This window comes from Streptomyces xinghaiensis S187, assembly GCF_000220705.2.
Taxonomy (GTDB): domain Bacteria; phylum Actinomycetota; class Actinomycetes; order Streptomycetales; family Streptomycetaceae; genus Streptomyces; species Streptomyces xinghaiensis.
Genome location: NZ_CP023202.1, coordinates 1,135,790 through 1,158,811, shown reverse-complemented (window position 1 = coordinate 1,158,811; position 23,022 = coordinate 1,135,790). Strand labels below are relative to the sequence as shown.

Here is a 23,022-nt window from a genome sequence, read left to right as displayed (position 1 = left end):
CAGGTGGCTCTTACCATTTCCCGTCACACCATTCCGGCGGCCCATGCAGAAGCGGGTGTCGATGCGCTCCGCCGGAGGGCCGAGGAGCGCATCGACGGGCTGGAGGGAGACCCGAGGGGATTCAACCGGGCGATGAGCCTTGCCGTCACCTCGGCCGAAGCGCATTGCCTTCTCGATCCGCGCGCGGCGAAGTTGGAGACCTGGGAGGCGTGGGTCGCTGCCATGCAGGTGGGTTCCGCGTTGTTCGCGGCCGCCACCGCCGAGCCCGACGCGGTGGTGGAATGCCGTATCGCGCACAAGGTGCGCGCCATTCCGGCGACGGGTGCGCAGTACTTCACAGACGCCGGTACCTGGATCACGGCCTACTGGATGGCCGTCATCGGCCGCGACACGGAGCGGATGACGGCGCTGTGCCATGTGCCGATCACCGTTCTCCGGGATTCCGGCGCGGTGTTCGACGAGTACATCTATGACTGGGTAGACACGCTGCAGACGGGGTGGCTTCAGCGGCCCGGCATGGACGACAAGCTCGTCGCGGCGATCAACGGGACGGATCCCGAACGCCTTCGGGTCGCCGACCGTGAGCTGATGCTCAAGATTCTCTATCCGCCGCTGAACCTCTTCTACCGCTATCTCCGGCAGGACCACGACGCGTTCAACACCGAGCTGGCCAAGGCGCTGGAGTGGCACAAGGAGTACTGGACGGCGGATGAGGAACGGCTGTCGGACACCTCCGGCGCGGTCGCTCTCGGCCCGCTCGCCATCACCTGCCTTGCCTATGACGCCGGTTTCCCCATCGAGGTGGAGTCGGAGTACCTCCCCAAGCACCTGGTGCAGCGCACCTGGGTCGGAGAGTTCGATACCTGAGTCTTGACGCTTGACAGCGAAGGCAAGGCGATGACCGACGGCTGGGGCGATGGCAGGACGGGCCGACGGCAGCCCCGGGGGACACTCCATGCGGCGTGCTTGCATTGCGTCGGCTCTTCAACGATGACGGAGAACCTGCTGAAAGAGGATGAGTGGAGCGAAGATGGCACCAGGCTCAAGTCCTGGCGGAAGTCCTGAGAGCGTTGATCCGCACGTCCTGGTTCGGTGGGCTGATCGGAAAGACTTCGATGGTGAGCCGGTCGCGTGAGGGGAAGTACCAAGCCCTATACCGCTGTCCAGCGCTCCGGTGAGGACGGCTCACCTGTCTGAGGGTGGAGGTCCGGCTGGAGACGGGATACGTGCCGGTCATTCTCATGGACCGGCGGGGGCGGGACGAACTCGACTGCACCTTTTCGGTGGTGGGCAACCGACTATTCCTTCAAGCTGTCACTTCCTGTTCGTACGGTGATTCCGAGGAGCGTGGTGGGTATGCGGTTGCGGAAGCCGCGGAGACCTGCAAATTCCAGCAGGACGGCCTTGTGTGCCAGGCCCTTGACGAGGTGGGGGAGAAGCACCGCGAGAGTCGGTTCGGTATGGACGTGTCCGACCAGCGGGAGAATGTTTCCGATTTCGGTGAATGTGATTCGCTGATCCGGCGGGAAAGGTCCTGATTCACGTTACCAACCGCGGACGGTGGTGGACCGGCTCTCGGCAGTTGCGACGGTGGTTCGGCGGCAGAAGCGTTCGGGCGGCGCCCGCCCGTGAGAGATCCGCAGGGTGCTCTCGATCAGCGACCGGACTTCGGACCCTTTCGCGGGATCTGGCCGCTGTCGGGAGCCGGTATGGTGCCGGTGGTGTGGTCGAGGCGGACCGGCGGGGTGTCGCAGCGGAGGCTGAAGCGGGTGTGAACCGTCCCGAGTTCCACAAGCGGACGGACCCGGTGCCCGGTGCCATGGCCGCCTTTCCCCAATTCGCGCCGGCTCCCCGGTGGCCTCCGGGGGGCACTTCAATTTCTGCGAGCCTGAGGAGCACGACCGGTGGCTGTGACTGTGCCGCGCCATGATTTTCCGAGGACCCACATGGCCCGTGCCTTGGAAGTGCTGACCGAGGGTGCCGAGGAGGTGCTGGCGGAACTTGAGGAGCATCCAAGTGTGTTCAACAGCGCGTTGAGTTCGGCGATGGTTGTCGCGCAGGTGCGCTGCGCGGGCGATCCGCGTGCCGCGAAGTTGGAGACGTGGGAGGCGTGGACTGCGGCGATGCAGGTGGGGTCGGCGATGTTCGCGGCGGCTGTCGCTCCCGAGGGTTCTTCGGTGGAGTGCCGTATCGCGCACAAGATGCGTTCGATTCCCGCGACGGGTCCGCGGTACTACACGCATCCGGGGAACTGGATCGCCGCTTATTGGCTGGCGGTCATCGGCCGGGACCAGGAGCGGGTGACGGCGCTCTGCAATGTTCCGCTCGGTCTTCTGCGGCGTCCGGAGGTCCAGTTCGATGAGTACATCTACCACTGGGTCGACACGCTTCAGACGGGCTGGCTCAAGCGCCCGGGAATGCAGGAGAAGCTTGTCGCGGCGATGCAGGGGACGGACCCCGAGCACTTGGTTGTCGGCGACCGCGAGTTGACGCTCAAGATTCTGTATCCGCCGATCAATCTCTTCTACCGTTATCTGCGGCAGGACTACGACGCGTTCAACGCGGAGTTGGCCAAGGCTCTGGAGTGGCACAAGGAGTACTGGACGGCCGATGAGGACCGGTCGGCGAACATCGAGGGGTTCGTGGCGGTCGGCCCGCTGGCCATCACCTGCCTTGCCTATGACGCCGGTTTCCCCATCGAGGTGGAGTCGGAGTACCTCCCGAAGCACCTGGTGCAACGCACCTGGATCGGAGAGTTCGACACCTGACCACCCGGCGCGTGCAGGTGTCCGTTCAACGAGTTCCCCGGCCTGTGTGCGGCCGGTCCCGGACGTACGTGGCCCGGCACCGGGGAGACCGGTGCCGGGACACGTCGGATGTCGGTGTGGATCTCAGAGCTCTGGCCGCGGACGGCCCCCGGCGAACGTCACGAACGCCGACCACGCCCCGCTGGAGACGCCGAGTACGGGGCCCTGTCTGTTCTTCGAATCCCGTATGCGGACGGTGGCCGGGGTGGCGTACGCGCTCGGGCGGCCCGCGCGTACGCCTGGAGCTGCCCGCGCGACGTCCAGGTGTGCGCGCCCGAGGGACGAAGGGGCAGTCCACGCGCCCGGTGTCAACCCGGCCTGTCGCGGCGCACGTCATGACGGTTGCGCGGGGGGTGACCCCCGGCCGTCCCGGACGCCGGGCAGACAGCCTCCGGCGAACGGCAGAACGACCCGACGTACGACACCGAACGAGGTACAACGCATGAATCGCTCGCTCAAGCGAGTACTGGTGACAGCCGCCGCGACCGGAGCCCTGACGGCCGCCCTTCCCCTGAGCACCGCCATGGCGATCAATCAGACGGGCTGCGGGGACCGGACGGATCTCGTCAAGATCACGTACAACAACGGATCCTCGAGCGTCTGCTTCGCCAACGCGGGTGCCGTCAACGTCAGCTACAGCGGCGTGATCCGGGTGACATCGGGCAACAACCGCCTCCGGTTCGTCTCCAACGGCGAGACCTACGGCATGGAGAAGTGGGCCTCCAAGAGGATCATCGACGGTACGCCGCACACGATCACCCGGCTGCGGATTCTCTGATCCGATTGCCGCTCCGGCAGTGACAGCCCGTCAGGGAGGCGGGGCCCGCGATCAGTTCCGCGGGTCCCGCCCCTCCGCGGTCCGGCACACCGCCGCACGGGCCGGCCGGCGCGGTCTACGGGCCCAGCACCTTGGTGGCAAAGGCCGTCAGCCGGGCCGCGATGCGCTCGGGTGACGTGCCCTGCCGGCCGGTGAGGTATTCGACGAGGTCGGCGCGGGTGGCGGCCAGCAGGGCGTGCGCGGTGAAGTCGCTGTCGCCGTCGGTGGCGCCGGGCAGCCGGTTGAGGGTGTCCTTCAGGACGGTGTGCCACCAGGTGTAGTGGTCGCCCAGGTAAGGGCTGTTGCCGCCGTCCTCCTCCAGGGCCAGTGCGAGATGCCGGTGGTCGGTCTTGAACCGCAGGATGGCCACGAGCAGCGCCGGTACGCGCTCCCGTGGAGGCGTCGAGGGGCCGAGCGGCGCGGGTCCGGCTTCCACAGCGTGGCGCAAGGGCTCGACGCGCGCCGCGAACAGCGCCCGGATCAGGCCGGAGCGGTCTCCGAAGCGGCGGAAGAGGGTGCCCTTCCCCACGCCGGCCGCCGCCGCGATGTCGTCCATCGAGACGCCGCGGGGGCTCTCGCTGCGGCTGAAGAGCTCGTCGGCCGCCGTCAGGACGGCCTCACGGTTGCGCAGGGCGTCTGCGCGTTCCTTGCGCGGGGTCACCGGATCACGGCCTCTCCTTGCCAAAGCGGACCGTCGGTCCGTATATTTCCTGAAGCGGACTGCCGGTCCGCATTTTAGAGGGCGGGACCTCCCATGACTCCGCCAACTCCACCCTTGACGTCTGCGGACCTGTACCGCCACAGCCTCACCCTGCTGCTGGAGAAGGACATCGACGGCCGCATGACGCACTGCCGCGACTACGGGAACCCGGCGGCGATCCCGGGCTCCCCGGGCGGCGCGGCGTTCTTCCCGGCAGGGCTGGGGGAGCCGCGATGAGCGCCGACCGCGCCGTCCTGGTCACCGGAGCCACCGGCAACACCGGCAGCCGCGTCCTGTCCCAACTCGCCGCGTGCGGGCGACCGGTGAGAGCCGCAGCCCGCCACGCCACAGCGGAGGCCCTCGAAAGCGGCCGAGCCGTCCGCTTCGACTGGTACGACCCCGCCACCCACGGCGACGCCCTGCACGGCGTGGACCGCGCCTACCTCGTCCCGCCCGTGGGCGACCCGGACCCGGGCGCCGTCATGCTGCCCTTCCTGGAGCGGGCCCGTGCGGCCGGTGTGCGCCGCGTCGTCCTGCTCAGCTCCTCGGCCATCCCCGCCGGAGGGCCGGGCGCCGGCCGGGTGCACACGGCGCTCCCCGGCATGTTCGAGGAGTGGGCCGTCCTGAGGCCGTCCTGGTTCATGCAGAACTTCACCGGCCGGCACCCGCACGCGGACAGCATCAGACGTGACGGCGTCATCATGACCGCCACCGGGACGGGCCGGGTCGGCTTCATCGACGCCGACGACATCGCGGCGGTCGCCGTGCGCGCCCTCACGGACGACACCGCCCCCAACACCGACCTGCTGCTCACCGGCCCCGAGGCGCTGAGCTACGCCGACGTCGCGGCCGTACTCGGCGAGGTCACGGGCAGGACCGTCACGCACCGGCCGATCACCCCCGACCGGATGCGCGAGCGCCTGACCGCCCTCATGCCCGAGGAGTTCGCCGCGCTGCTGGCCGGTTTGGACGCGTCCATCGCCGCCGGCGCCGAGGACCGCACCACGGACACCGTCGAACGCGTCACGGGCCGCCCGCCCCGCGGCTTCCGCGCGTTCGCCGAGCAGCACATGCGCTGAAGCGGCCGCTGCCGCCGCGGCGGGGGAGGGCACGGCGGCCGGATACGGCGGAGCCGCTGTTCCGTCAGGGCCCGTGCGGTGGCGGACACGCGCCGGAAGGGATGTCGGAACGCCACGGCGGGGACCTGCCCCCTGCCCTCCCGCCGGGCAGTCCGCCGGGGCATCTGTCCGTGGACCGTCAAGTGCGGCACCATGCGGGGGTGCCGGATCCCCGACCCCGGAGCCGGCACCCCGACCCCCACAGGGAGGCAGTGAAAGTGAAGAGGCCCGTACTGTTCGGCACGGCCGCGTCCGTACTCGCTCTGGTGACGCTCTTCGGAACGCAGGGCGCCGCCACCGCGGCCCCGTTCCCGGCACCCGCTTCCGCCCCCGTGTCCGCGCCCGCCTCCGCGCCGGCGGCCGAGTCCGGTGCCGCCGTCACCAAGCTCACCCACGCCCAGGCCACCGCGCGGCTCTCCGCCGCCGGGATCTCCTGGCGGTCGAGCGGCAACTGCAGCGACCGCAACAACCCGACCTGCACCTCCTTCGAGCAGGTCAACCTGGCGACGATCCAGGGCGCCGAGACGCTGAAGTCGGCGAGCGGCTGCGCCCTGACCATCACGGGCGGCACGGAGACCGGCCACGCCTCCGGCACATACAGCCACTGGAACGGCTACAAGCTGGACTTCAACCCGACCACCTGCCTGTCGGGCTACATCACCGGAACCTTCACCTACATCGGGGAACGCGCCGACGGCGCCGCCCAGTACAAGGCCGCCTCGGGCAACATCTACGCCCGGGAGAGCAACCACTGGGACGTCACCTTCTACAGCTGCGGCGGCTGCTGAACGGCCGCGGGACCGCCGGCGGACCCGCCGGGTGACGCGCCCGCGTCGTACGGCGGGTACCGCGCCGGGCGCGGAACGCGGCGTACGGGCCATGCCGGAATCGGCCGGCCGAGCCGGAGGAAACCGACGAAGTCGGCTTCCGCGTCGCGCGTTCCACGGCGCTCTGACCCCGGTCCGGCGCACCCGGCCCGGCGAATGGATTCACGGAGGCGGACGGCGAAGGCCGCCGTCCCGGCCGACTGGGCGGGCCCGGAGCCGCGGTGTCGCAGGCCGGGTGGCCGCGGGTAGGCTTGATCACATCGTCATCGCGGCCCGACGGGCTTCCGCTCCGCTTCGGCGGAGTCTCGAAGGACATGCCCCCACCCGCACGAGTCTCTTCGTGCTGCCTGGGGGCATTTTTGTTGTTCCGTGCGTCCGCCGAGACGGTCGCCGACTTGGCGTTCGACCACACGCTGTCCGTGCGTCTCTCCGACGAGTTCGTTCACGCTCATGGCCACCGACCGGCGCAGGCCGAGATCCGTTCATGGGAACGGAGCATCCCCGCCCTGGCCGCAGCGCTCAAGGACGCAGGTCTCGGCCAGGTCGAGATCATGCTGGAGTATGCGCTCCCACTGAACAGCAAGCGCGCCGACGCGGTACTCGCCGGAGTGCACCCGGGCACCGGAGAGCCGTCCTACGTCGTGGTCGAGCTCAAGCAGTGGAGCGAGGCGACGCCGGAGGAGGACGACCCCGAACTGTGCCACGTGGCCACGTACGCTCGCCCCGTCCTCAACCCGATCGAGCAGGTGCGTCGCTACTGTGAGTACGTCGTCAACTTCAATGCGGCCGTAGCCGAGCACCCCGAGCGCGTCAGCGGAGTGGCTTATCTGCACAATGCCACCGAATTCGGCGTGGGTGGCCTGCGTGACCTCGAGAACGACGGCCAGGGGCAGCTGTTCACGGCGGAGCGCAGGGGTGAGTTCCTCGATCACCTGCGCACCAGGCTCAGTGACAAGCACCCCGGGGCCCGAGAGGCCGACGCCTTCCTTTCGGGCAGGCCGGCGCCATCCCGGCAGTTGATGTCCGTGGCTGCCCAAGAGGTCCGCGAGCGTGAGCAGTTCGTTCTGCTGGACGAGCAGCAAGTGGCGTACCGCATAGTCCTCAACGCGGTGCGCAAGGCCAAACGGTCCGACCACAAGGAGGTCCTGGTGGTCACCGGCGGGCCGGGAACCGGCAAGAGTGTCATCGCGCTTTCCCTCCTCGGCGAGTTGTACCGCCAAGGCATCCCGGCCTTGCACGCCACCGGGTCCCAGTCCTTCACCAAGACCATGCGCAAGGTCGCGGGCACCCGCAAACGCGAGGTGCAAGATCTCTTCAAATACTTCAACAGCTTCATGACCGCCGAGAAGAACTCTCTCGACGTACTGATCTGCGACGAGGCCCATCGCATCCGGGAAACCTCCGCCAATCGCTACACACCGGCCGCCCACCGCACCGGCAGACCGCAGATCGAGGAACTGATCGACGTCGCCCGCGTTCCCGTCTTCCTTCTCGATGAACACCAAGTGGTGCGCCCGGGCGAAATGGGCACGGTCGCCGAGATCGCCGAGGCCGCGGCCACCAAAGGGCTGGCCTGTCAAGTCGTGCCGTTGGACGGGCAGTTCCGTTGCGGCGGTAGCGACGCCTATCTGCGGTGGGTGCTACGGCTGCTCGGCCTCGAACCGGGCGGCCCGGTGGCCTGGGAACCCGACGGCAAGATGAGGCTCCTGGTCGCCGACAGTCCGCGAGAGCTCGAGTCCTTCCTGCAGGATCGCCGGGCCGAGGGCTACGGGGCCCGTATATCCGCTGGTTATTGCTGGCACTGGTCGAAGGAGCCCCGACCGGGTGCCCCACTTCCGGCAGACGTGGTGATCGGCGACTGGGCACGTCCGTGGAATCTGCGCGGTGACCGCTCGGTCTCCGGCGCGCCTCCGTCAGCGCTGTGGGCCACCGATCCGGCGGGATTCGGCCAAGTCGGCTGTGTCTACACCGCGCAGGGCTTCGAGTACGACTGGTCCGGCGTCATCATCGGCGCGGATCTTGTCTGGCGGAACGACAGGTGGGTCATCAACCGGGCTGCGTCGAAAGACCCCGTGTTCCGGCGGTCCACGCCGGACGCCGAAGTCGACCGCCTCATTCGCAACACCTACAAGGTTCTCCTCACCCGGGGCATGGTCGGCACGGTGGTCTACTCGGTGGACCCCGAGACCCGGGAGAAGCTGCGGGAACTGGTTCGAGCCGAAGAGTGAGCGGCATCGCGGACCGGCACCCCGCCCGCTCCCGCCGGTATGCCCGGCCTCGCCCCGGCCACTCGCCCCCGGTCTCTGTTACGGCCGGTGCCCGGGGCTCGGGCTGCCCTACGATCGCCCTATCCGGTTGCGGCCCGACGGGCTTCCTTGCATGGACACGCCCCCACCCGCACGAGTCACTCGTGCTCTGGGGGATCCACCTCGTGTCCATGCTTCTGCTGAAGCTTTCGGCCAAGGACTTGCTCACCTTGGACCATCGGCACCGGATGGTGCCTCACTTAGCCGCCCGCTACCGGCACTTCCGCGGTCAGGACGCGTCGCTCGGCGAACGGACGGCATGGGCGGACAGTGTGGTCGAGCTGGCCCGCGACCTGGAAGCGGCCGGGCGGGGCAACGTGGAGATGATCGTCGAATGCGCGGCGACCGTCGACGAGCTGAACCGTCAGGGCGGTCCGCGTCTCATCGACGTCGTCCTGATCGGCATGCGGCCTGGCGACAGACGTTTATCGGTCCAGCTTGTCGAACTGAAGCGTTGGTCGACAGCGACCAGGGTGGAAGCGGCCACGGCCGAACTTGTACACGTGCCGGGCATGAAACCGCAGAAACACCCGGCTCTGCAGTTGTACGAGTACTACAGAGCCTTCACCGGTGACGACGGACCGCTGGCCGGGCTTCCCTACGAGTGCGGAGGCTTCGCCTATCTGCACAAGGCCACGGACGCATCGGTCCGGCCGTTACTCGGCCCCGGTGCGCCCACCGGGGCCTACGCGCGGACCTACACGCAGGACAGCCGGCAGAGGCTGCTGAAAGACCTGCGGGAGCAGTTCGCCAAGGACGGAGCGGACTCCGCGGCCGAGGTGCTTCTGCAGAGGATGAACCTGCGCAACACGCCACTCCTCGATGCGATGATCACATCCCGTGGAGAGGACACGGTCTTCACCCTGAGGGGACGGCAAAAAGTTGTCGCTGATGACGTCCTCCGTACAGCCTCCCAGATCCTGGGGGACCCGGATCAAGGTGCTCTGGTCCCGGACCCACGGCGCGCGGTCTTTCTGGTGACGGGCGGTGCCGGCAGCGGAAAGAGTGCTATCGGCCTCCAGCTCAAGGCAGAGTTCGAAGCCGCAGGACGCACGGTCAAATACGCAAGCGGCTCCCGGGCCTTCAACGGAGCGATGCAGCACCACGTCGGCTACGGAGATTCGGAATTCCGGGAGAGCTTCACCTACTTCAGCAGTTTCGTCACCCCTCCCGACCCTCCGCTGGACGGGCTGATCTGCGATGAGGCGCACCGGCTGCGGGACCGGTCCACCAGTCGCTTCTGGCCACCCGAGAAGCAGGGGACCCGGCCTCAGGTGGAAGAGCTGATCCAGGCCGCACGTCTGACGGTGTTCTTCCTGGACGAAAGCCAGTCCGTCAGACCGAACGAGGTGGGCACGGCCGGATTGATCGAAGACGCGGCAGCGCGCCTCGGCGCCACTCTCGTCCGCTACCAGCTCTGGGAACAGTTCAGATGTGGCGGCAGCGAAGCCTATGTCCGATGGGTACGGCAGATGCTGGGCATCTCGGCGGAGGAACCGGAGGGCTGGACGCCGGACGGTCTGATGCACGTGGAAGTCGCCGACAGCCCGGCGGAATTGGAGCACATCATCCGGAGCGAAGCACTCGCCGGCGCCACCGCCCGCATGGTCGCGGGTTTCTGCTGGCCCTGGACGAAGCCTCAAGGGCCGGAGAAGCGGCTCGAAGCAGATGTGCGGATCGGGGACTGGCACCGCCCGTGGAACGCCGACAGTGACAGCTTCTGTGAGAACCGGAGTGTGCCGCCCTCCCGCATCTGGTCCGTACATCCCGGCGGTCTCGACCAGATCGGCTGCGTCTATACCGCACAGGGTCTCGAATGGGACTGGTGCGGCGTGATCATGGGAGACGACATGGTCTGGCGCGACGGACGGTGGTTGTTCCAGCGCGGTGAACGCTGCAAGGACCCCGAGACAGGCGTGCAGCGGGTGGCGGTATCCGGATCGCTCGACCCGAAGGTTCGGACGAGCAGCCTCAGCGACGACGAGTTCGCACGCTGCGTCCGTAACGCCTATCACGTGCTGTTGACCCGCGCCACGCGTGCCACGGTTCTCTACTCCACCGATGACGAAACGCGTGACCATTTGAAGAAGCTCGTTGGAGATGTTCGGATCGACGGGCTCCGCCCGACGTGGGAGAACCTTCCACCGGAGGCGCGCGTGCCCCATCAGGCGCGCATGTCGCGCGGGCGGAAGCGACGGCTCATCAAGCGTGTCCGGAAGCAGAGGGAGGACTGGACTCTGTTCTGACGCCGCCCGCTGAGCGGGAGAGGGGTGGCGGGGTTCTCCGGCCCCGCCACCCGCCCGTCTCAGACGAGCAGACGCGCTGCCGCCACCAGCATCTCCAACAGGAGGTCGGAGAGAAGACCGACGGCGACCCCGGTCAAGATCTCACGGATCCAGTTCCGGCGCGCAGGCTTGTACTCGGCAGGGTCCATTGGCTACCAATCCTCGGATGTGAGCGGTGGATGGCAGGGACTGCCCTGCCGGGCATCCGCCCTCACGCGAGGTGAGGTCCACGTTGGTGGCTGTACCACCCGCCCTCACGACCGGCGAACCGGGAGCATGGACTCGGGCTCCGTACCCTCCGGGAAGGTGCGCAGCGCGAATCGAGCCTACAGCAGGCGGCGTTGGAGCGGGCATCGGACAGTGCCAGCCCTCATCGGCCGTGCGCCTATGCCCTCGGGCGGGACCGAGTCGGCGGTCGTCCGGGACCCTGCCAATGGCCTTGGCGCTGTGGGGAGACGCAAGGCCGCGTACGGACCACGCGTCCACGGTTCGGGAGCCGTCCGGCCGGAGGGGGAGCAGGTCTCGCGGTGCCGATTCCCTGACGCGGCTTCCTGCCCGGTCGTGGCTCCCATGCCGTGCGGCGAGGAGACTCGCGTTCACTCACTCGGGTGAACGCTTGCCTTGTGGAGCGCCGCTGGGCGCTCGGGCCGTGAGGGTGGAACTCGCCCTGCGCGCACGGGAGATGGCGGCCGGCGGCCTCGCCGGCCGCCGTCACCTCAACGCGGGTCGCGGCCGTGCGCACGGGCGAACCGGGTGGAAGAGGGGGAGGCGCATGCAGCAGTTGTACGTCGTCGGGTTCGAGGTGTCGGAGGAGCCAGGGGCGTCAGAGGTGCCGTCGGCGGAGGGCCGGGAAGGGCGGCCGGGGGTCTTCGAGCGCCTGCTGACGCACATGGAGCAGCATGTCGAGCCGAGGACGACGGGTCTGACCGGTGCCGCGCTGATGGCCGAGAAGGGAACGGTCGACATCGCGGCGCTCTGGCAGGGCCGCCCCGACCAGCGGGTGAGCTGGAGCCCCGTCACCGTGGCGGCGGACGTCCGGGCGCTGCGGATGGAGATCGAGCAGGACCTGCCCGGGGGAGGGGGCCGGTTCCTGTGCCGGCTCACCGCCTCACAGCACGGGGAGACCACCGGTTTCCGCGTGGTGACGGGGCGGAGGAACGACGGGCTGCTGGCGCCGGCCCGGGTGGAGGATCTGAAGCCGCCCCGGGCGCTCAAGGCGGTCATGAGGGACGGCTCGCTCCGCTGCACGGACGGGGGCGACAGGATCACGGCCGTCGTGCTGCCGGCGCTCACCGCGCAGATCCCGGCCGTACGCGCGCAGCTCCGGGACCCCGGGCGCCGTCTCCCGGTGCTCGTCGTCTCCTCGGTGCGCACCGTGGGGCCGCCCGCGGACTTCGCCCGGAAGGCCGCCTCCCGCCTCGCCGGTCTGGCCCATGTGGTGGTGGTTTCCGGCTGGCTGGCCTTCCACGCGTTCAACTCGGACGTCGGCCCGCATCTGCTGCCGCTCGACGGCGCCCGGCTGTACTGGCCCGGTATGGAGGCGCGCCCGCCGTGGTGGGAGGCGGGCGACCTCCACGGCGATCACGATGTCCTTCTGGGCAGGCTCACCCGCCTCCTCTCCCCGCTCAGCGTGGTGGCCCGGGGGCGGGACAGGCTCTGGGACTCCGTCCGCGCGGCGGAGACCGATGCCCTGCTCGACGATCTCGCGGACACCGAGAGCGAACAGGTCGGCGGTCTGCTGAAGGCCCTGGAGGACGAGCGGGAGCAGTCGGTCGAACTCCTGGTGCGGAACGAGGAACTGGAGAACCAGGCCGCCCGGCTGCAGATCGAGATCGCCAACCTCACCGCGCAGTTGGGAGCGCTGTCCACGCCCGCGGCCGAGCCCGAGGCGGTACGGGAACGGCCGCCGGGCGAGCCGAGGGACTTCGGCTCCGACTGGGCGCGGTGGACGGAGGTGTCCGGTGGGGCACTGGTGTTCACGGCCAACGCGAGGGACGAGTGGAGCCGGTGTTCGTACCCGTATCCCGACCGCATGTGGGAGGCGCTGGAGACCCTGGCCGAGCTGGCCAGGGAATGGCGGACGCGGCGGGGGAGCCTGGGCCGGTCCCTGGTGTCCTGGATCGGTGACCGGACGCCCCTGATGTACGCGCCCCTGGACGAGGGGCTCCGCAGGGCGCGGCTCCACGAGTTCACGTTCGAGGGGAGGAGGAAGCCCTACGACCGGCAGCCGCACATCAAGCTCGACGACCACACCACCCCCGACCGCGTCGGGCGCATCTACTTCGCGATCGACAGCGAGTCGTACCGCTGGATCGTCGACCATGTGGGGCTGAAGCTCTACGGCCGGTAGGGCACCCCCGGTGGGGAGGGCGGGTGGCGGGGCCGGCGGGCGGGCGGGGCGCGGTCAGGCGTAGCCCTTGCGGGTCTTGGTGCAGCGGATGTTCTTGCCGCGTTTCGTGGTGCAGAGCTGGAGCCACACCGGGGTGCCCTCCTTGATGCTCAGATCCTTCTCGTCGGTGGAGTTCCTGCCCCCGCCGGCGTAGACGGAGGCGCGGCGGGAGCCCCAGGTCAGATAGGCGCGGGCGCCGTAGCCGTCGGCCTTGTAGTCGGAGACCACCAGCTTCTCGCGGAAGTGGTAGAAGTACGCGCCCGCGCGGTGGGTGCGGAACGACACCGTCCGGCCCTGCGCCGTCCGAGCGTTCTGCGGGTTCCGCGGGGCCTCCGCGCCGTGCGGGTTCTGCGTGGCCCCGGTCCCCTGTGCGTCCCGGGGGCTCCGGGAGTCCTCCGGGGCGGCGGGCAGGGCCGACGCGGTGCCCGCCGTCAGGGCGAGGGCGGTCAGGACGGCGGCGCCGGTCAGGGCCGCCCGGCGGAGGCCGGTGCCGTGGCACATGCCGTGCGTGCGGTACATCAGTGCTCCTTCTGGTCGCTTTCGCGCACGATGGTGCACTCTGTCCGCCCGGCGGGCCGTGGGTGCGGCCGGTGACACGGGGCCGGTAACTCGGTCGGGGGAACGGGGCCTTGGGGCCGGGCGGCGGAGGACGCCGTCCGACCCCGGGCCCCCGCGCCCTACTTCAGGTACGGTCCGTCGGTGCCGACCTTGCCGGGGGCCGCGTTCGTGCCGCCGAGGTCCAGGACGTAGACGCGCAGATTGCCCTTCCCGGGGGCGCCGACCGTCAGTTCCCCGTCGGTGACCTGCCGCGTGTCGCCGGTGACGGCGTCGGTGTACGTGCCGTTCGGGATGCCGCTGAACGTGGCCCCGTCCGTGACCGTGACCAGTGCGAAGCTGTCCGTGCCGCCGCCGGTGTACCGGCGCTTGTACGCCATGTCGCCGCTGACGCCCTCGGTGGAGTACTGGCCCGTCTGCAGGGCGGGGACGGCCCGGCGGATCAGGTTGAGGCGCTGCACGTGCCGGGCGAGCGGCTGGGCGAGGGTGTCCGCGACCTCTCCGCTCGCCGACTCCACCGTGCCGAAGCCGGACGCCTTCACCTCGCCGGCCAGATGGCCGCCGAAGTACGCGCGGCCGGTGTCCGCCAGCGGGCAGGAAGGCCCGCAGTCGATCTTCTGGCCCTTCCTGAACTCGATCTCGGAGCCGTAGTAGAGCGTCGGGATGCCGCGGAAGGTCCACATCAGCGACATGTTCTCGGCCCAGGCGTCGGTGCCGCCCGCGTAGCGGTCGCTGCTCTTGTTGGGGCCGTAGTCGTGGCTGTCGACGTAGACGACGTTGTACGTGGCGTCGTTGTAGCTGTCGTCGCTGTCCTTGCCGTTGTGGAAGGCGTTGCGGGCGTCACCGAAGTTCATGTGCATGCGCATGTCGATGACGTTCATACCGGAGAACCGGCTGTGGTCCGGGGTGCGGTACGTGTTGCCGTCGAGGAAGGCGTTCTGTGACATCGGCTGGTCCGACGGTCCCCGTGCCTGCTCCCAGTCGTACATCTCCAGGGCCGCCGCGGCATCGTCCGCGCTGTACTCCTTGCGCTCCTTCCAGGTGTAGAACTGCGCGGAGTGGTTGACCGAGCCGCGGTTCCACTTGTCGTTGACGAACGCGGCCACCTCGCCGAAGACGAAGAAGTTGCGGGCCGCCGCGGCGCCGTGCTTCGCCGTCACCCGTTCCTGGATGGCGGGGAGGAAGCGGCGGTTCCAGGTGGTGCGGGGGATGTGCACGGCGGTGTCGACGCGGAAGCCGTCCACGCCCATGTCGATGTACTTGTCGTAGGCGCCGATCAGGTAGTTCTGCACCTGCGCGTTCTCGGTGTTGAAGTCGGCGAGGTCGTCGTGCAGCCAGCAGGAGCGGGAGTCCTCGCCCTCCCAGTTCCCGATCCAGCAGTTGTGGTAGTACGTCTTCGGGAACATGCCCGAAGTCGGGTTCGGCCACTGGCAGTTGTAGAGCCTGTAGCCCTCGGGGGAGGTGCCGCCGGTCGGCTTGCCCCAGTCGAGGCAGGTGTTGCCGGAGGGTTCCGCGGTGGACCACAGGTCGCCGTTGTAGTACGACTTCCCGGACTTCGGCTCGACGGTCAGGCCGTCGTACGCGAAGCCGTCGTTCGGCTCGTCGTAGTACCAGCTCCAGTCGGTGTCGCGGACTCCGTAGACGGTCGGGGTGAACAGGCCCTTGGCGCCCCAGCGGGAGCTGTGGTTGTACACGACGTCCTGGTAGATCTTCATGCCCTTGGCGTGGGCCGCGTCGATCAGGTCCTGGTACGAGGCGCCGGCGGACTCCAGGCGGGGGTCGACCCGGTAGAAGTCCCAGCCGTGGTAGCCGTGGTAGTCGTAGTCGGAGCGGTTCAGGACGACCGGGGTGATCCACACGGCGGAGAAGCCGAGCCCCTTGATGTAGTCGAGCTTGTCGACCAGGCCCTTGAAGTCGCCCCGGAACATGGGGTCGTCGTGGGCCGCGTTGCCGGACTTCTCGTGTTGGCTGCCGCCCCGGTTGTTCGCCGGGTCGCCGTCGTTGAAGCGGGCGGTGAGGACGAAGTAGATGGGGTCCTTGCGCGGATCGGTGCCCAGCGGCTTCCCGGCGGCGGGGGTGGCCGGCTTCGCGCCGGTGGTGACGGCGGCCGGGGACGAGGCGGCGGAGACGTTGCCGGCCGCGTCCACGGCCCGGACGGTGTAGGAGTACGCGGTCTGCTCCTCGAGGTCCGTATCGGAGAAGACGGTGGAGCCGGTGTCGGCGACGAGGGTGCCCCTGCCGCCGCCGGTGCGGGTCACCTGGTAGCGGGTGACCGCGCGGTCGTCGGTGGAGGGCTCCCAGGTGAGGACGACCGAGGTGCCGTCGGCCTCGGCGGTGACACCGGACGGGACGGACGGCGCCTCGGTGTCCGGGGCCTCGGCGGCGCACGGGTCCCCGGCGCCGCCCGTGACGGTGCCGTTCTCCACGGTGCTGCGGCCGGACGGGATCGTGTAGTCGGTGCCGTCGTTGTTGTCCCAGACGCCGTTGCCGTTGTTGAAGGCGGCCCGCAGCTTCGTGGCGCCGCCGAGATCGACGGACTTGCGCATCCATCCGGTGCAGGCCGGTTCCATGCCGACGCCCGGGACGGAGGTCCAGGCGCCGCCGTCGGGCCGGTAGTGGAGGTTCGCCGTGGTCCAGCCGACGGTGGAGGTGGCGTAGTAGACGGTGGCGGTGCCGGCCGTGCCGCCGGCTTCCCCGTCGTCGTCGCCGTCGCCGTCGCTGTCGTCGCCGGGAGCCGGGTCCGGGTCCGTGCCGGCGCACGGGTCGCTGTGGGCCACCGTGCCGTCCTTGACCGTGATGGCGCCGGTGCCCAGGTCGTAGTCCTCGCCGGCGTTGTTGTCCCAGGTGCCGGAGCCGTCGGTGAAGGCGGCCCGGAGGCCGGAGGCGCTGCCCAGGTCGACGGTCTTCTTCACCCAGTCCGTGCAGGCTTCCTCCATCGGCTCACCCGGGGCGGTCGTCCAGGAGCCGCCGTCCGGGGCGTAATGGAGGTGGTACGCCTGCCAGTTCCTGGTCCTGGTGGAGTAGAAGACCGTCGCGGTGTTCTCCTTCGTGGTGGTGGTGGCGCCGGTTGCCGTGGAGGTGGCCGAGGACGGCGCGCGCGCCGGGGTGTTCCCGGTCGCCGGGGTGGCGGCGAGCAGGGCGGGCAGCACGGAGGCCGCCGCGACTGCCGCGAGGGCGCGCGCGAGCGGCCGGTGCGGGGTGGGTTTCATGCGTGCTCCAGGGGGCGGAGGGCTGCCGCGGCCCGGGGTGGCCGCGGTTGACCGACTGACGGGCGCGGACGCCCGAGGGGGTGCGGCGTCCGCGCGGCTTCGCCGGGAATCCCTGACGCGCCTCCGGGTTCTGGCGAGCACTGCTCGTAGGCCCGCAGCGTGAGTGATGGAACTTGCTGCAAGCTGTTGCATCGAGATTGCCCGTACATGACAGTCCCGTCAACAGTCGTACCGTGAGCGGCACTTGGACCGCTGCCGACGGCCGGGGCGGTCGGCGCCGGGGCATGGGGGGAGCCCGGGCCGGGACGGCGGGACGGTCGGCGGAGGGCAGAAGGGTCGGCACCCCCGGCACCCGATGCTGCCCATGCGCCCATGGGCCCGGTGGTGCGCCCTGGTGGAGGATCTTCCGCATCCGTGGGCCACCGCCCTCCGGTGAGGGCCCTCCCCGGAGGACTCGCGGCGGTGCCGCCGGCCCGCCGCCGACCGTTCCAGTCCACTGCGTCCCGCGCGCTCCGCGCGCCGCGATGAGGAGTTCCGCATGCACGAGGAAAGCCCGGCCGGGAAGGCCGTTCCGTCGTCCGAGGACGTCGGCCGGCTCTACGACGAGAACACGGACGTCGTCGACGGCGCGGCCGGCGGCAACATCCACTCCGGATACTGGGAGAGCGAGGACGACCACAGCTCCCTGGACGAGGCGACGGACCGGCTCACCGACCTGGTCACCGGCCGGCTCGCCGTGGAACCGGGGCAGCGGCTGCTCGACATCGGATGCGGCACGGGCAACCCCGCGTTACGCGTCGCCGCCCGCCACGAGGCGAAGGTGGTCGGGATCTCCGTGAGCCAGGAGGAGATCGCGCTCGCCCGGGCCCGGGCGGCGGAGTCCGGGCTCACCGGCCGGGTGTCGTTCCAGTACGCGGACGCCATGGCGCTGCCGGCCGGGACGGAACCCTTCGCGGCGGAGTCCTTCGACGGGGCCTGGGCGATCGAGTCCCTGATGCACATGTCCGACCGGGCCGGTGCCCTCGCCGGCGCCGCCCGGACGCTGCGGCCCGGCGGGCGGCTGGTGGTCGCCGACGTGCTGCTGCGGCGGCCGGTCCACGGGGAGACCGCGGAGTTCGTCGAGCAGATGTGCCAGGCGTTCCAGGCACCCGGGCTGCCCGGGCCGGAGGAGTACCAGGACGCCGTGCGGCGGGCCGGGCTGGAACTGCTGGAGTTCACGGACATCGGGGAGAACGTCCGCCGCACCTACCGGGCCTTCGCGCGGATCCTGGCGGAAGCCGACGGCCACGGGGGCCACGGGGGTCACGGCGGAGACGGAGGGAACGGCGGGGAAGCCGCGGAGGACGACGGGAACGAGTTCCTCGGCTCCGCGGACGCCCTGCCCCGGTTCGGGGACCTGCCGGAGATCGGCTACGTCCTGCTCGTCGCGCGGCGGCCGCCCGCCTGAGCGCGGCTCCCGGCGGGCCCGGCGGCCGGGCGGGCGGTGTCTGCCCCCTTCTCTTCCCGGGGCGGGAGAGAAGGGGGCGGAGCCGGCGGAGCCTGAGAGGGCGCCTCAGGTGACGAACAGGTCCGCGGCCTTCATCTCGCCGACCGAGCGGTCGAAGCTCCGCAGGACGCTCGCCACGTCCTCGTCCGTGTGGGCAGCGGAGATCAGGAACGCGTGCAGTTCCGGCAGGTAGACGCCGTACATCCGCATCCAGTACGCGAGGGCCGTGGTGGCGCGGAAGTTGACGCCGTGGAGGCTGTCCCGGAAGTACGGCAGATCCTTGTGGGTGAAGGCGAGGGAGAAGACGGAGTGGCGGGCCCTCAGTCGCATCGGCACGCCGTGCTCCTCCGCGACCGCCCGCATGCCGTCGGCCAGCAGTTCCGTCCGGCGCTCCAGGTCCGCGTAGACGTCCGGGTTGTCCCGCAGATGGGTCAGGGCGGCGAGGCCCGTACTGCAGGACAGGTGGTTGCCGCTCATCGTGCCGCCCAGGAAGCCGCGTTCCTCGGCGTCGCGGAACGGGTCGCCGGTCGTGCGGCCGTACTCGAGCATCTCCGCCGTGCCCACCAGCGCGCCGCACGGCAGCCCGCCGCCGATGATCTTCCCGAGCACGGTGAGGTCCGGGGTGATGCCGGTGAGCGTCTGCACCCCGCCGTACGCTACCCGGAAACCGGAGACCACCTCGTCGAACACCAGGGGGATGTCCAGCTCGGTGCAGAGTGCGCGCAGCGCGGCCAGATAGTCCCGGTCGATACCGCCCGCGGTCGTCGGCAGCGGTTCGACCAGCACCCCGGCCACGTCGGAGGCGTTGCGGCGCAGGACGTCCAGGCTGCGCGGGTGGCCGAACTGGAGGACGAGGGTGTCGCGGACCGTCCCGGCGGGTGTGCCCGGGCAGCCGGCGACCGCCTCCGGGGCGTCCCTCGGCCCCGCCACCCGGAACCAGGAGCTCACCATCGCCTGGTCCGAGAAGCCGTGGAAGTGCCCCTCGAACTTGGCGATCCGGCGCGCCCCCGGGCGGCGCACCCGGCACAGCCGGATGGCGTGCAGAGCGGACTCCGTACCGGAGTTCGAGAACACCGCCCGGTCCGCGCCCGGGAAGGCGTCGGTCAGGAGTTCGGCCAGGGCCACCTCGGGCTCGTGGCCCAGCGCGTTGATGTTGCAGGTGGCGGCCGCCGAGCGCAGCGCCTCCTGCACGACGGGGTGGCCGCGTCCCAGGACAGCGGGACCGCCACCGCCCGCCAGGTCGATGTACTCGTTGCCGTCGAGGTCGGTCAGCCGCGCCCCGCTGCCCCCGGCGATGAACAGGGGGTAGGCGCTGGGGAAGAAGTAGCGGTCGAGGTGGGCCGGGGCGACCAGGGACCGCCGGGCGCGGTCCCGCATCGCGAGCGACTTGGGCGTGGCCGCCGCGAAGTACGCGTCGAAGCGCTCCTTGACCGCGCCGCTGAGGGAGGTCGAGTAGCGGTCGGCGAAGCGGCGCGTGTTCTCCCAGATGTCGAGCTCCGGGTCGATCTGGGCCATGAAGCCCTCGCAGGAGAGCATCGCCAGCTCGCCCTTGGTGTAGGCGGCCGTGTACGAGACGCCGTGGCGGCGCAGCACCTCGCTGACGTCGCGGAAGAAGTCCGTGCCCGACCAGCGGTCGGAGGCCGTCTCGAAGTGGTGGACGAAGACCTCCTTGAGGGCGGTGGTGTAGGACTCGTCGGCCAGCAGGGCCTCCGCGGGGGCCGCCGCCCCGGTCCCTTTCTTCCCTCTTGACCTTCTCCGCTTCGGACGGGTGTCCGTCTCCACGAAGTACTCCGTGAAGCGGCGGACCGCCAGATCCCAGCGGTGGTGGATCGCCGCGTTGTTGAAGGAGACCAGCCCCCACTTCTCGGCCTCGGTGTAGTAGGCGGTGATGCCGAAGTCGATCAGGGTGAAGCGGCCGTCGCGGGTGAGGAGGATGTTGCCCGGGTGCATGTCCCCGTGGCAGGTGCCGTCGAGGTACAGCATCGTCAGCAGGATGTCCTGGAGCCGGCGGGCGAGCTCCCTCGGCGGGACGTCCACCTGGGCGAACTCGCTGCCCCTGATCCCCTCCACGTACTCCATGACCAGCACCCGGTCGGTGGAGAGCTCCGGGTGGGAGCGGGGGACGCGGACGAAGGGATGGCCCGCGAAGTTCTCGGCGACGGCCGTCATGTTGGCGCGTTCGGTCTCCATGCTGAGCTGCTCGGCGAGCAGCCGGCCGATCTCGGCGACGCGCTGTGGCATCCGCAGCGTGCGGATCGGCGGCAGCAGGGCGTGGGCGGTCCGGACGAGGCCGCGGAGCAGCGCCAGGTGCAGCCGCATGGAGGCGGGCACGCCGCGCTTGACCACCTTGACCGCGACGCGGGTCCCGGTACCGTCCCCCTCTTCGGTTCCGGCCCCGCTTCCGGTCTTCCGCGTCTCCGTCCCGCCGTCCCTGAGCGTCGCGTGGTGCACCTGGGCGATGGAGGCGCTCGCGACCGGGACGGGGTCGAAGGAGGCGAAGACCTGGCCGAGCGGTTTGCCGTACTCCTTCTCCAGGGCCCGTACGACGCGCCGCGGGCTCATCGCGCGCCCGTGGTCCTGCAGGACGCGCAACTCCGCGACGGCGCCGGGCGGGAGGAGGTCGGAGCGGGTGGAAAGGATCTGCCCGAACTTCACGTACATCGGGCCGAGGACGGTGCAGAGGCGGCGGAGGCGGCGGCCGAGCCGGCGGCCCTCGGCGGCGGGTGCCGCGGCGGTGCCGGTGGACGAGTGCGTGCCGGTGTCGCTGCCGGTGTCGCTGCCCGGGCCGGGGGCGGAGCCCCTTTCGGTGGTGGTCATGAGGCGCTCCGCGGGTCCGCGGCCGGGCCGGGCCGGCCGTCCTGTGCCTCGCCGCCGCCGTCGCCGCCGTCGTGCGCCGGGGGAGTGCCGCCGTCGCCGCCGGACCGCGGCCGGACCTCCAGATGGACGCCGCCGCCGGGGTGCAGAGTGGTCAGCGGCTTTGGCCGTACCGGTGGCTGGCCCGGCGGCAGCGTGAAGCGGTAGCGCTGGGCGATGGCCAGCAGCACGAGCTGCAGCTCCACCAGCGCGAAGTGCTGCCCGATGCAGATGCGTTCCCCCGCGCCGAACGGCATGTACGCGTGCCGGTTCCGGTCCTTCGACCGCTCGGGGGTGAAGCGGTCCGGGTCGAAGACCTCCGGGTCCTCCCAGTACTCCGGGCGGCGGTGCAGGAGGTAGCTGTTGATGTAGATGTTCGACCCGGCGGGGATGCGGTGGCCGCCGAGCACGTCCTCCTCGCGGGCCCGCCGCATGAACTGCCAGGCGGGCGAGTACATGCGCAGCGTCTCCTCGACGACCCTGCGGGCATACGGGGTGCGGCGCAGATCGTCCATGCCGGGCGGCCGTCCGTCCAGCACCGTGTCGATCTCCTCGTGCAGCCGGGCCTCGACGTCCGGGCGCTCCGCGAGGACCTGGAAGGCCCAGGCCATGGCGTTGGTGGTCGTCTCGTAGGCGCCGACGACGATGTTGAGCACCTCGTGGTGCAGCTGTTCGAAGTCCATGCCGCCGCCGTCCTCTTCGTCGACGGCGTTCATCAGCAGGTGCAGCAGATCGATGCCGTGGCCGGGCTTCTTCCCGGCGCCGGCGTCCGGGCCGGTGGTGTCCGGGGCGTTCGCGGGGGTGCTGCTGCGTTCGATGAACGCGGACACGCAGTCGTCCATGCGCCGGATCGCCCGGCGCAGCCGCCGGTGCGCCGGGGTCGGCACGGAGAGCGGGGGGAACGGGAAGCGGAAGAAGCGGCCCAGGATGTCGTTGGTCTCCGTGAAGGCCTCGGCGAAGCGGCGTGCCGTCTCGCCGACCTGGGCGCTGAACAGCGTGCGCGTGACGATGTGCAGGGTCAGCTCGCTGAACTCCGCGCTGAGGTCCGCCACTTGACCCGGGCGGTACCGGTCCCGCCAGCGCTCGAGCATGCTGTTCGTCTCGTCCGTCATGCCGTCGGCGAACCGGGCCACCACGGCCGGGCGGAACGCGGGCTGCATCATGCGGCGCTGGCGCATGTAGAGCTCACCGCCGGGGTTGGTGATGAGCCCGTTGCGCAGCACCGGGCGGACCAGCTTGTAGAGCAGCACCTCTTTGTCGTACTTGTGCCGGTTGCCGACGAGTACCCGGTGGATGTGGTCGGGGTTGTTCAGGACGATGACGGGCATCCCGAACAGCCGGAACCGGAAGATGTCCCCGTACTCCGCCGCGGCCCGCTCCAGGAAGCCGATCTGGTCGCTGCTGAAGCGGGGGCGGCTGCCGTCGGGGCCCTTCACCGGGCGGGCGACGGGTATGGCGCGGGGAGCGCCCCGTTCGTCCGCGGCGGCGGTGCCCGGTGCCCGGGACGGTTGCGGGCCGGAGGCCGCGGCGGGGTCGGGGGCGGACTGCGGGGAGGGACGTGGGGGCAAGCCACTCACCCTTTCTGTCGGTGGGAGGCGGGGCGGGGTGCGGGGTGGTGGGAACGGCGGAGAAGGGCTGGACGGGGCGGTGACGGCAGGCCCCGGAGGGAG

The 23,022-nt window shown here is 70.3% G+C and carries 18 protein-coding genes; 11 read left to right on the top strand and 7 right to left on the bottom strand.

The window, feature by feature from the left end; translation table 11 throughout:
* Positions 1 to 3 precede the first annotated feature (3 nt).
* The 3 genes from SXIN_RS04930 (at position 4) to SXIN_RS04920 (ending at position 2,768) form a co-directional block, all read left to right on the top strand.
* A complete protein-coding gene (locus SXIN_RS04930) occupies positions 4 to 867 on the top strand; it encodes an immunity 49 family protein (RefSeq protein WP_039823220.1) in 864 nt (287 codons plus the stop codon).
* Positions 868 to 1,226: 359 nt separating this feature from the next.
* On the top strand, positions 1,227 to 1,538 hold the full coding sequence (locus SXIN_RS04925) for a hypothetical protein (protein ID WP_157916249.1): 312 nt from the start codon (positions 1,227 to 1,229) through the stop codon (positions 1,536 to 1,538).
* A gap of 366 nt (positions 1,539 to 1,904) precedes the next feature.
* Positions 1,905 to 2,768, top strand: coding sequence for an immunity 49 family protein (locus tag SXIN_RS04920; RefSeq protein ID WP_238153676.1), 864 nt, complete (start codon positions 1,905 to 1,907; stop codon positions 2,766 to 2,768).
* Between the two features lie 123 nt (positions 2,769 to 2,891).
* Here the strand turns inward: SXIN_RS04920 and SXIN_RS04915 are convergent, their stop codons facing one another.
* Positions 2,892 to 3,119, bottom strand: a complete 228-nt coding sequence (locus SXIN_RS04915) for a DUF397 domain-containing protein (RefSeq protein ID WP_095757926.1) — start codon at positions 3,117 to 3,119, stop codon at positions 2,892 to 2,894.
* Between the two features lie 130 nt (positions 3,120 to 3,249).
* Here SXIN_RS04915 and SXIN_RS31180 point away from each other — a divergent pair, with 130 nt between their 5' ends.
* On the top strand, positions 3,250 to 3,585 hold the full coding sequence (locus tag SXIN_RS31180; protein ID WP_019710843.1) for a beta/gamma crystallin domain-containing protein: 336 nt from the start codon (positions 3,250 to 3,252) through the stop codon (positions 3,583 to 3,585).
* A gap of 115 nt (positions 3,586 to 3,700) precedes the next feature.
* Here the strand turns inward: SXIN_RS31180 and SXIN_RS04905 are convergent, their stop codons facing one another.
* Positions 3,701 to 4,285 carry a TetR/AcrR family transcriptional regulator gene (locus tag SXIN_RS04905; protein ID WP_019710842.1) on the bottom strand — a complete coding sequence of 195 codons (585 nt, stop codon included), beginning with the start codon at positions 4,283 to 4,285 and terminating at the stop codon, positions 3,701 to 3,703.
* Positions 4,286 to 4,399: 114 nt separating this feature from the next.
* On the opposite strand from SXIN_RS04905, the gene SXIN_RS31175 reads away from it, so the two are divergent.
* The 5 genes from SXIN_RS31175 to SXIN_RS04885 all read left to right on the top strand — a co-directional run bounded on the left by SXIN_RS31175 (position 4,400) and on the right by SXIN_RS04885 (position 10,821).
* Positions 4,400 to 4,561, top strand: a complete 162-nt coding sequence (locus SXIN_RS31175) for a hypothetical protein (protein ID WP_019710841.1) — start codon at positions 4,400 to 4,402, stop codon at positions 4,559 to 4,561.
* Positions 4,558 to 5,403 carry an NAD(P)H-binding protein gene (locus tag SXIN_RS04900; protein WP_019710840.1) on the top strand — a complete coding sequence of 282 codons (846 nt, stop codon included), beginning with the start codon at positions 4,558 to 4,560 and terminating at the stop codon, positions 5,401 to 5,403. The genes SXIN_RS31175 and SXIN_RS04900 overlap by 4 nt, the downstream gene beginning before the upstream one ends.
* 371 nt (positions 5,404 to 5,774) lie before the next feature.
* A complete protein-coding gene (locus SXIN_RS04895; RefSeq protein ID WP_238153931.1) occupies positions 5,775 to 6,230 on the top strand; it encodes a hypothetical protein in 456 nt (151 codons plus the stop codon).
* Between the two features lie 398 nt (positions 6,231 to 6,628).
* Complete coding sequence (locus SXIN_RS04890) at positions 6,629 to 8,497, top strand: DUF2075 domain-containing protein (RefSeq protein ID WP_039823219.1); 1,869 nt, start codon at positions 6,629 to 6,631, stop codon at positions 8,495 to 8,497.
* Between the two features lie 209 nt (positions 8,498 to 8,706).
* On the top strand, positions 8,707 to 10,821 hold the full coding sequence (locus SXIN_RS04885; RefSeq protein WP_095757925.1) for a DUF2075 domain-containing protein: 2,115 nt from the start codon (positions 8,707 to 8,709) through the stop codon (positions 10,819 to 10,821).
* A 59-nt stretch (positions 10,822 to 10,880) separates the two neighbouring features.
* Here the strand turns inward: SXIN_RS04885 and SXIN_RS31960 are convergent, their stop codons facing one another.
* The gene (locus tag SXIN_RS31960) at positions 10,881 to 11,009 is read right to left on the bottom strand and encodes a DUF6408 family protein (protein WP_019710836.1); all 129 of its coding nucleotides are present in this window, start codon (positions 11,007 to 11,009) and stop codon (positions 10,881 to 10,883) included.
* A gap of 623 nt (positions 11,010 to 11,632) precedes the next feature.
* Here SXIN_RS31960 and SXIN_RS04880 point away from each other — a divergent pair.
* Positions 11,633 to 13,210: a hypothetical protein gene (locus SXIN_RS04880; protein WP_019710835.1), complete on the top strand. Its 1,578-nt coding sequence runs from the start codon at positions 11,633 to 11,635 to the stop codon at positions 13,208 to 13,210.
* Between the two features lie 54 nt (positions 13,211 to 13,264).
* Here the strand turns inward: SXIN_RS04880 and SXIN_RS04875 are convergent, their stop codons facing one another.
* Both SXIN_RS04875 and SXIN_RS04870 read right to left on the bottom strand, forming a co-directional pair.
* Positions 13,265 to 13,768, bottom strand: coding sequence for a hypothetical protein (locus SXIN_RS04875; RefSeq protein ID WP_019710834.1), 504 nt, complete (start codon positions 13,766 to 13,768; stop codon positions 13,265 to 13,267).
* A gap of 158 nt (positions 13,769 to 13,926) precedes the next feature.
* Complete coding sequence (locus SXIN_RS04870) at positions 13,927 to 17,013, bottom strand: carbohydrate binding domain-containing protein (RefSeq protein WP_095756633.1); 3,087 nt, start codon at positions 17,011 to 17,013, stop codon at positions 13,927 to 13,929.
* A 538-nt stretch (positions 17,014 to 17,551) separates the two neighbouring features.
* On the opposite strand from SXIN_RS04870, the gene SXIN_RS04865 reads away from it, so the two are divergent.
* Positions 17,552 to 18,460 carry an SAM-dependent methyltransferase gene (locus SXIN_RS04865; RefSeq protein ID WP_019710832.1) on the top strand — a complete coding sequence of 303 codons (909 nt, stop codon included), beginning with the start codon at positions 17,552 to 17,554 and terminating at the stop codon, positions 18,458 to 18,460.
* Between the two features lie 105 nt (positions 18,461 to 18,565).
* Here SXIN_RS04865 and SXIN_RS04860 read toward each other — a convergent pair whose 3' ends face one another.
* Together SXIN_RS04860 and SXIN_RS04855 are read right to left on the bottom strand one after the other, a co-directional pair.
* The gene (locus tag SXIN_RS04860; RefSeq protein ID WP_095756632.1) at positions 18,566 to 21,316 is read right to left on the bottom strand and encodes an aminotransferase class III-fold pyridoxal phosphate-dependent enzyme; all 2,751 of its coding nucleotides are present in this window, start codon (positions 21,314 to 21,316) and stop codon (positions 18,566 to 18,568) included.
* The gene (locus SXIN_RS04855) at positions 21,313 to 22,920 is read right to left on the bottom strand and encodes a cytochrome P450 (RefSeq protein ID WP_095756631.1); all 1,608 of its coding nucleotides are present in this window, start codon (positions 22,918 to 22,920) and stop codon (positions 21,313 to 21,315) included. The genes SXIN_RS04860 and SXIN_RS04855 overlap by 4 nt, the downstream gene beginning before the upstream one ends.
* Positions 22,921 to 23,022 lie beyond the last annotated feature (102 nt).

What these genes read in the sequence shown, in the direction of transcription:
- SXIN_RS31180 (WP_019710843.1), top strand. Translation starts at nt 3,250, where the DNA reads ATGAATCGCTCGCTCAAGCGAGTACTGGTGACAGCCGCCGCGACCGGA.
- SXIN_RS04900 (WP_019710840.1), top strand. Translation starts at nt 4,558, where the DNA reads ATGAGCGCCGACCGCGCCGTCCTGGTCACCGGAGCCACCGGCAACACC.
- SXIN_RS04885 (WP_095757925.1), top strand. Translation starts at nt 8,707, where the DNA reads ATGCTTCTGCTGAAGCTTTCGGCCAAGGACTTGCTCACCTTGGACCAT.
- SXIN_RS31960 (WP_019710836.1), bottom strand. Translation starts at nt 11,009, where the DNA reads ATGGACCCTGCCGAGTACAAGCCTGCGCGCCGGAACTGGATCCGTGAG.
- SXIN_RS04880 (WP_019710835.1), top strand. Translation starts at nt 11,633, where the DNA reads ATGCAGCAGTTGTACGTCGTCGGGTTCGAGGTGTCGGAGGAGCCAGGG.
- SXIN_RS04875 (WP_019710834.1), bottom strand. Translation starts at nt 13,768, where the DNA reads ATGTACCGCACGCACGGCATGTGCCACGGCACCGGCCTCCGCCGGGCG.
- SXIN_RS04870 (WP_095756633.1), bottom strand. Translation starts at nt 17,013, where the DNA reads ATGAAACCCACCCCGCACCGGCCGCTCGCGCGCGCCCTCGCGGCAGTC.
- SXIN_RS04865 (WP_019710832.1), top strand. Translation starts at nt 17,552, where the DNA reads ATGCACGAGGAAAGCCCGGCCGGGAAGGCCGTTCCGTCGTCCGAGGAC.
- SXIN_RS04860 (WP_095756632.1), bottom strand. Translation starts at nt 21,316, where the DNA reads ATGACCACCACCGAAAGGGGCTCCGCCCCCGGCCCGGGCAGCGACACC.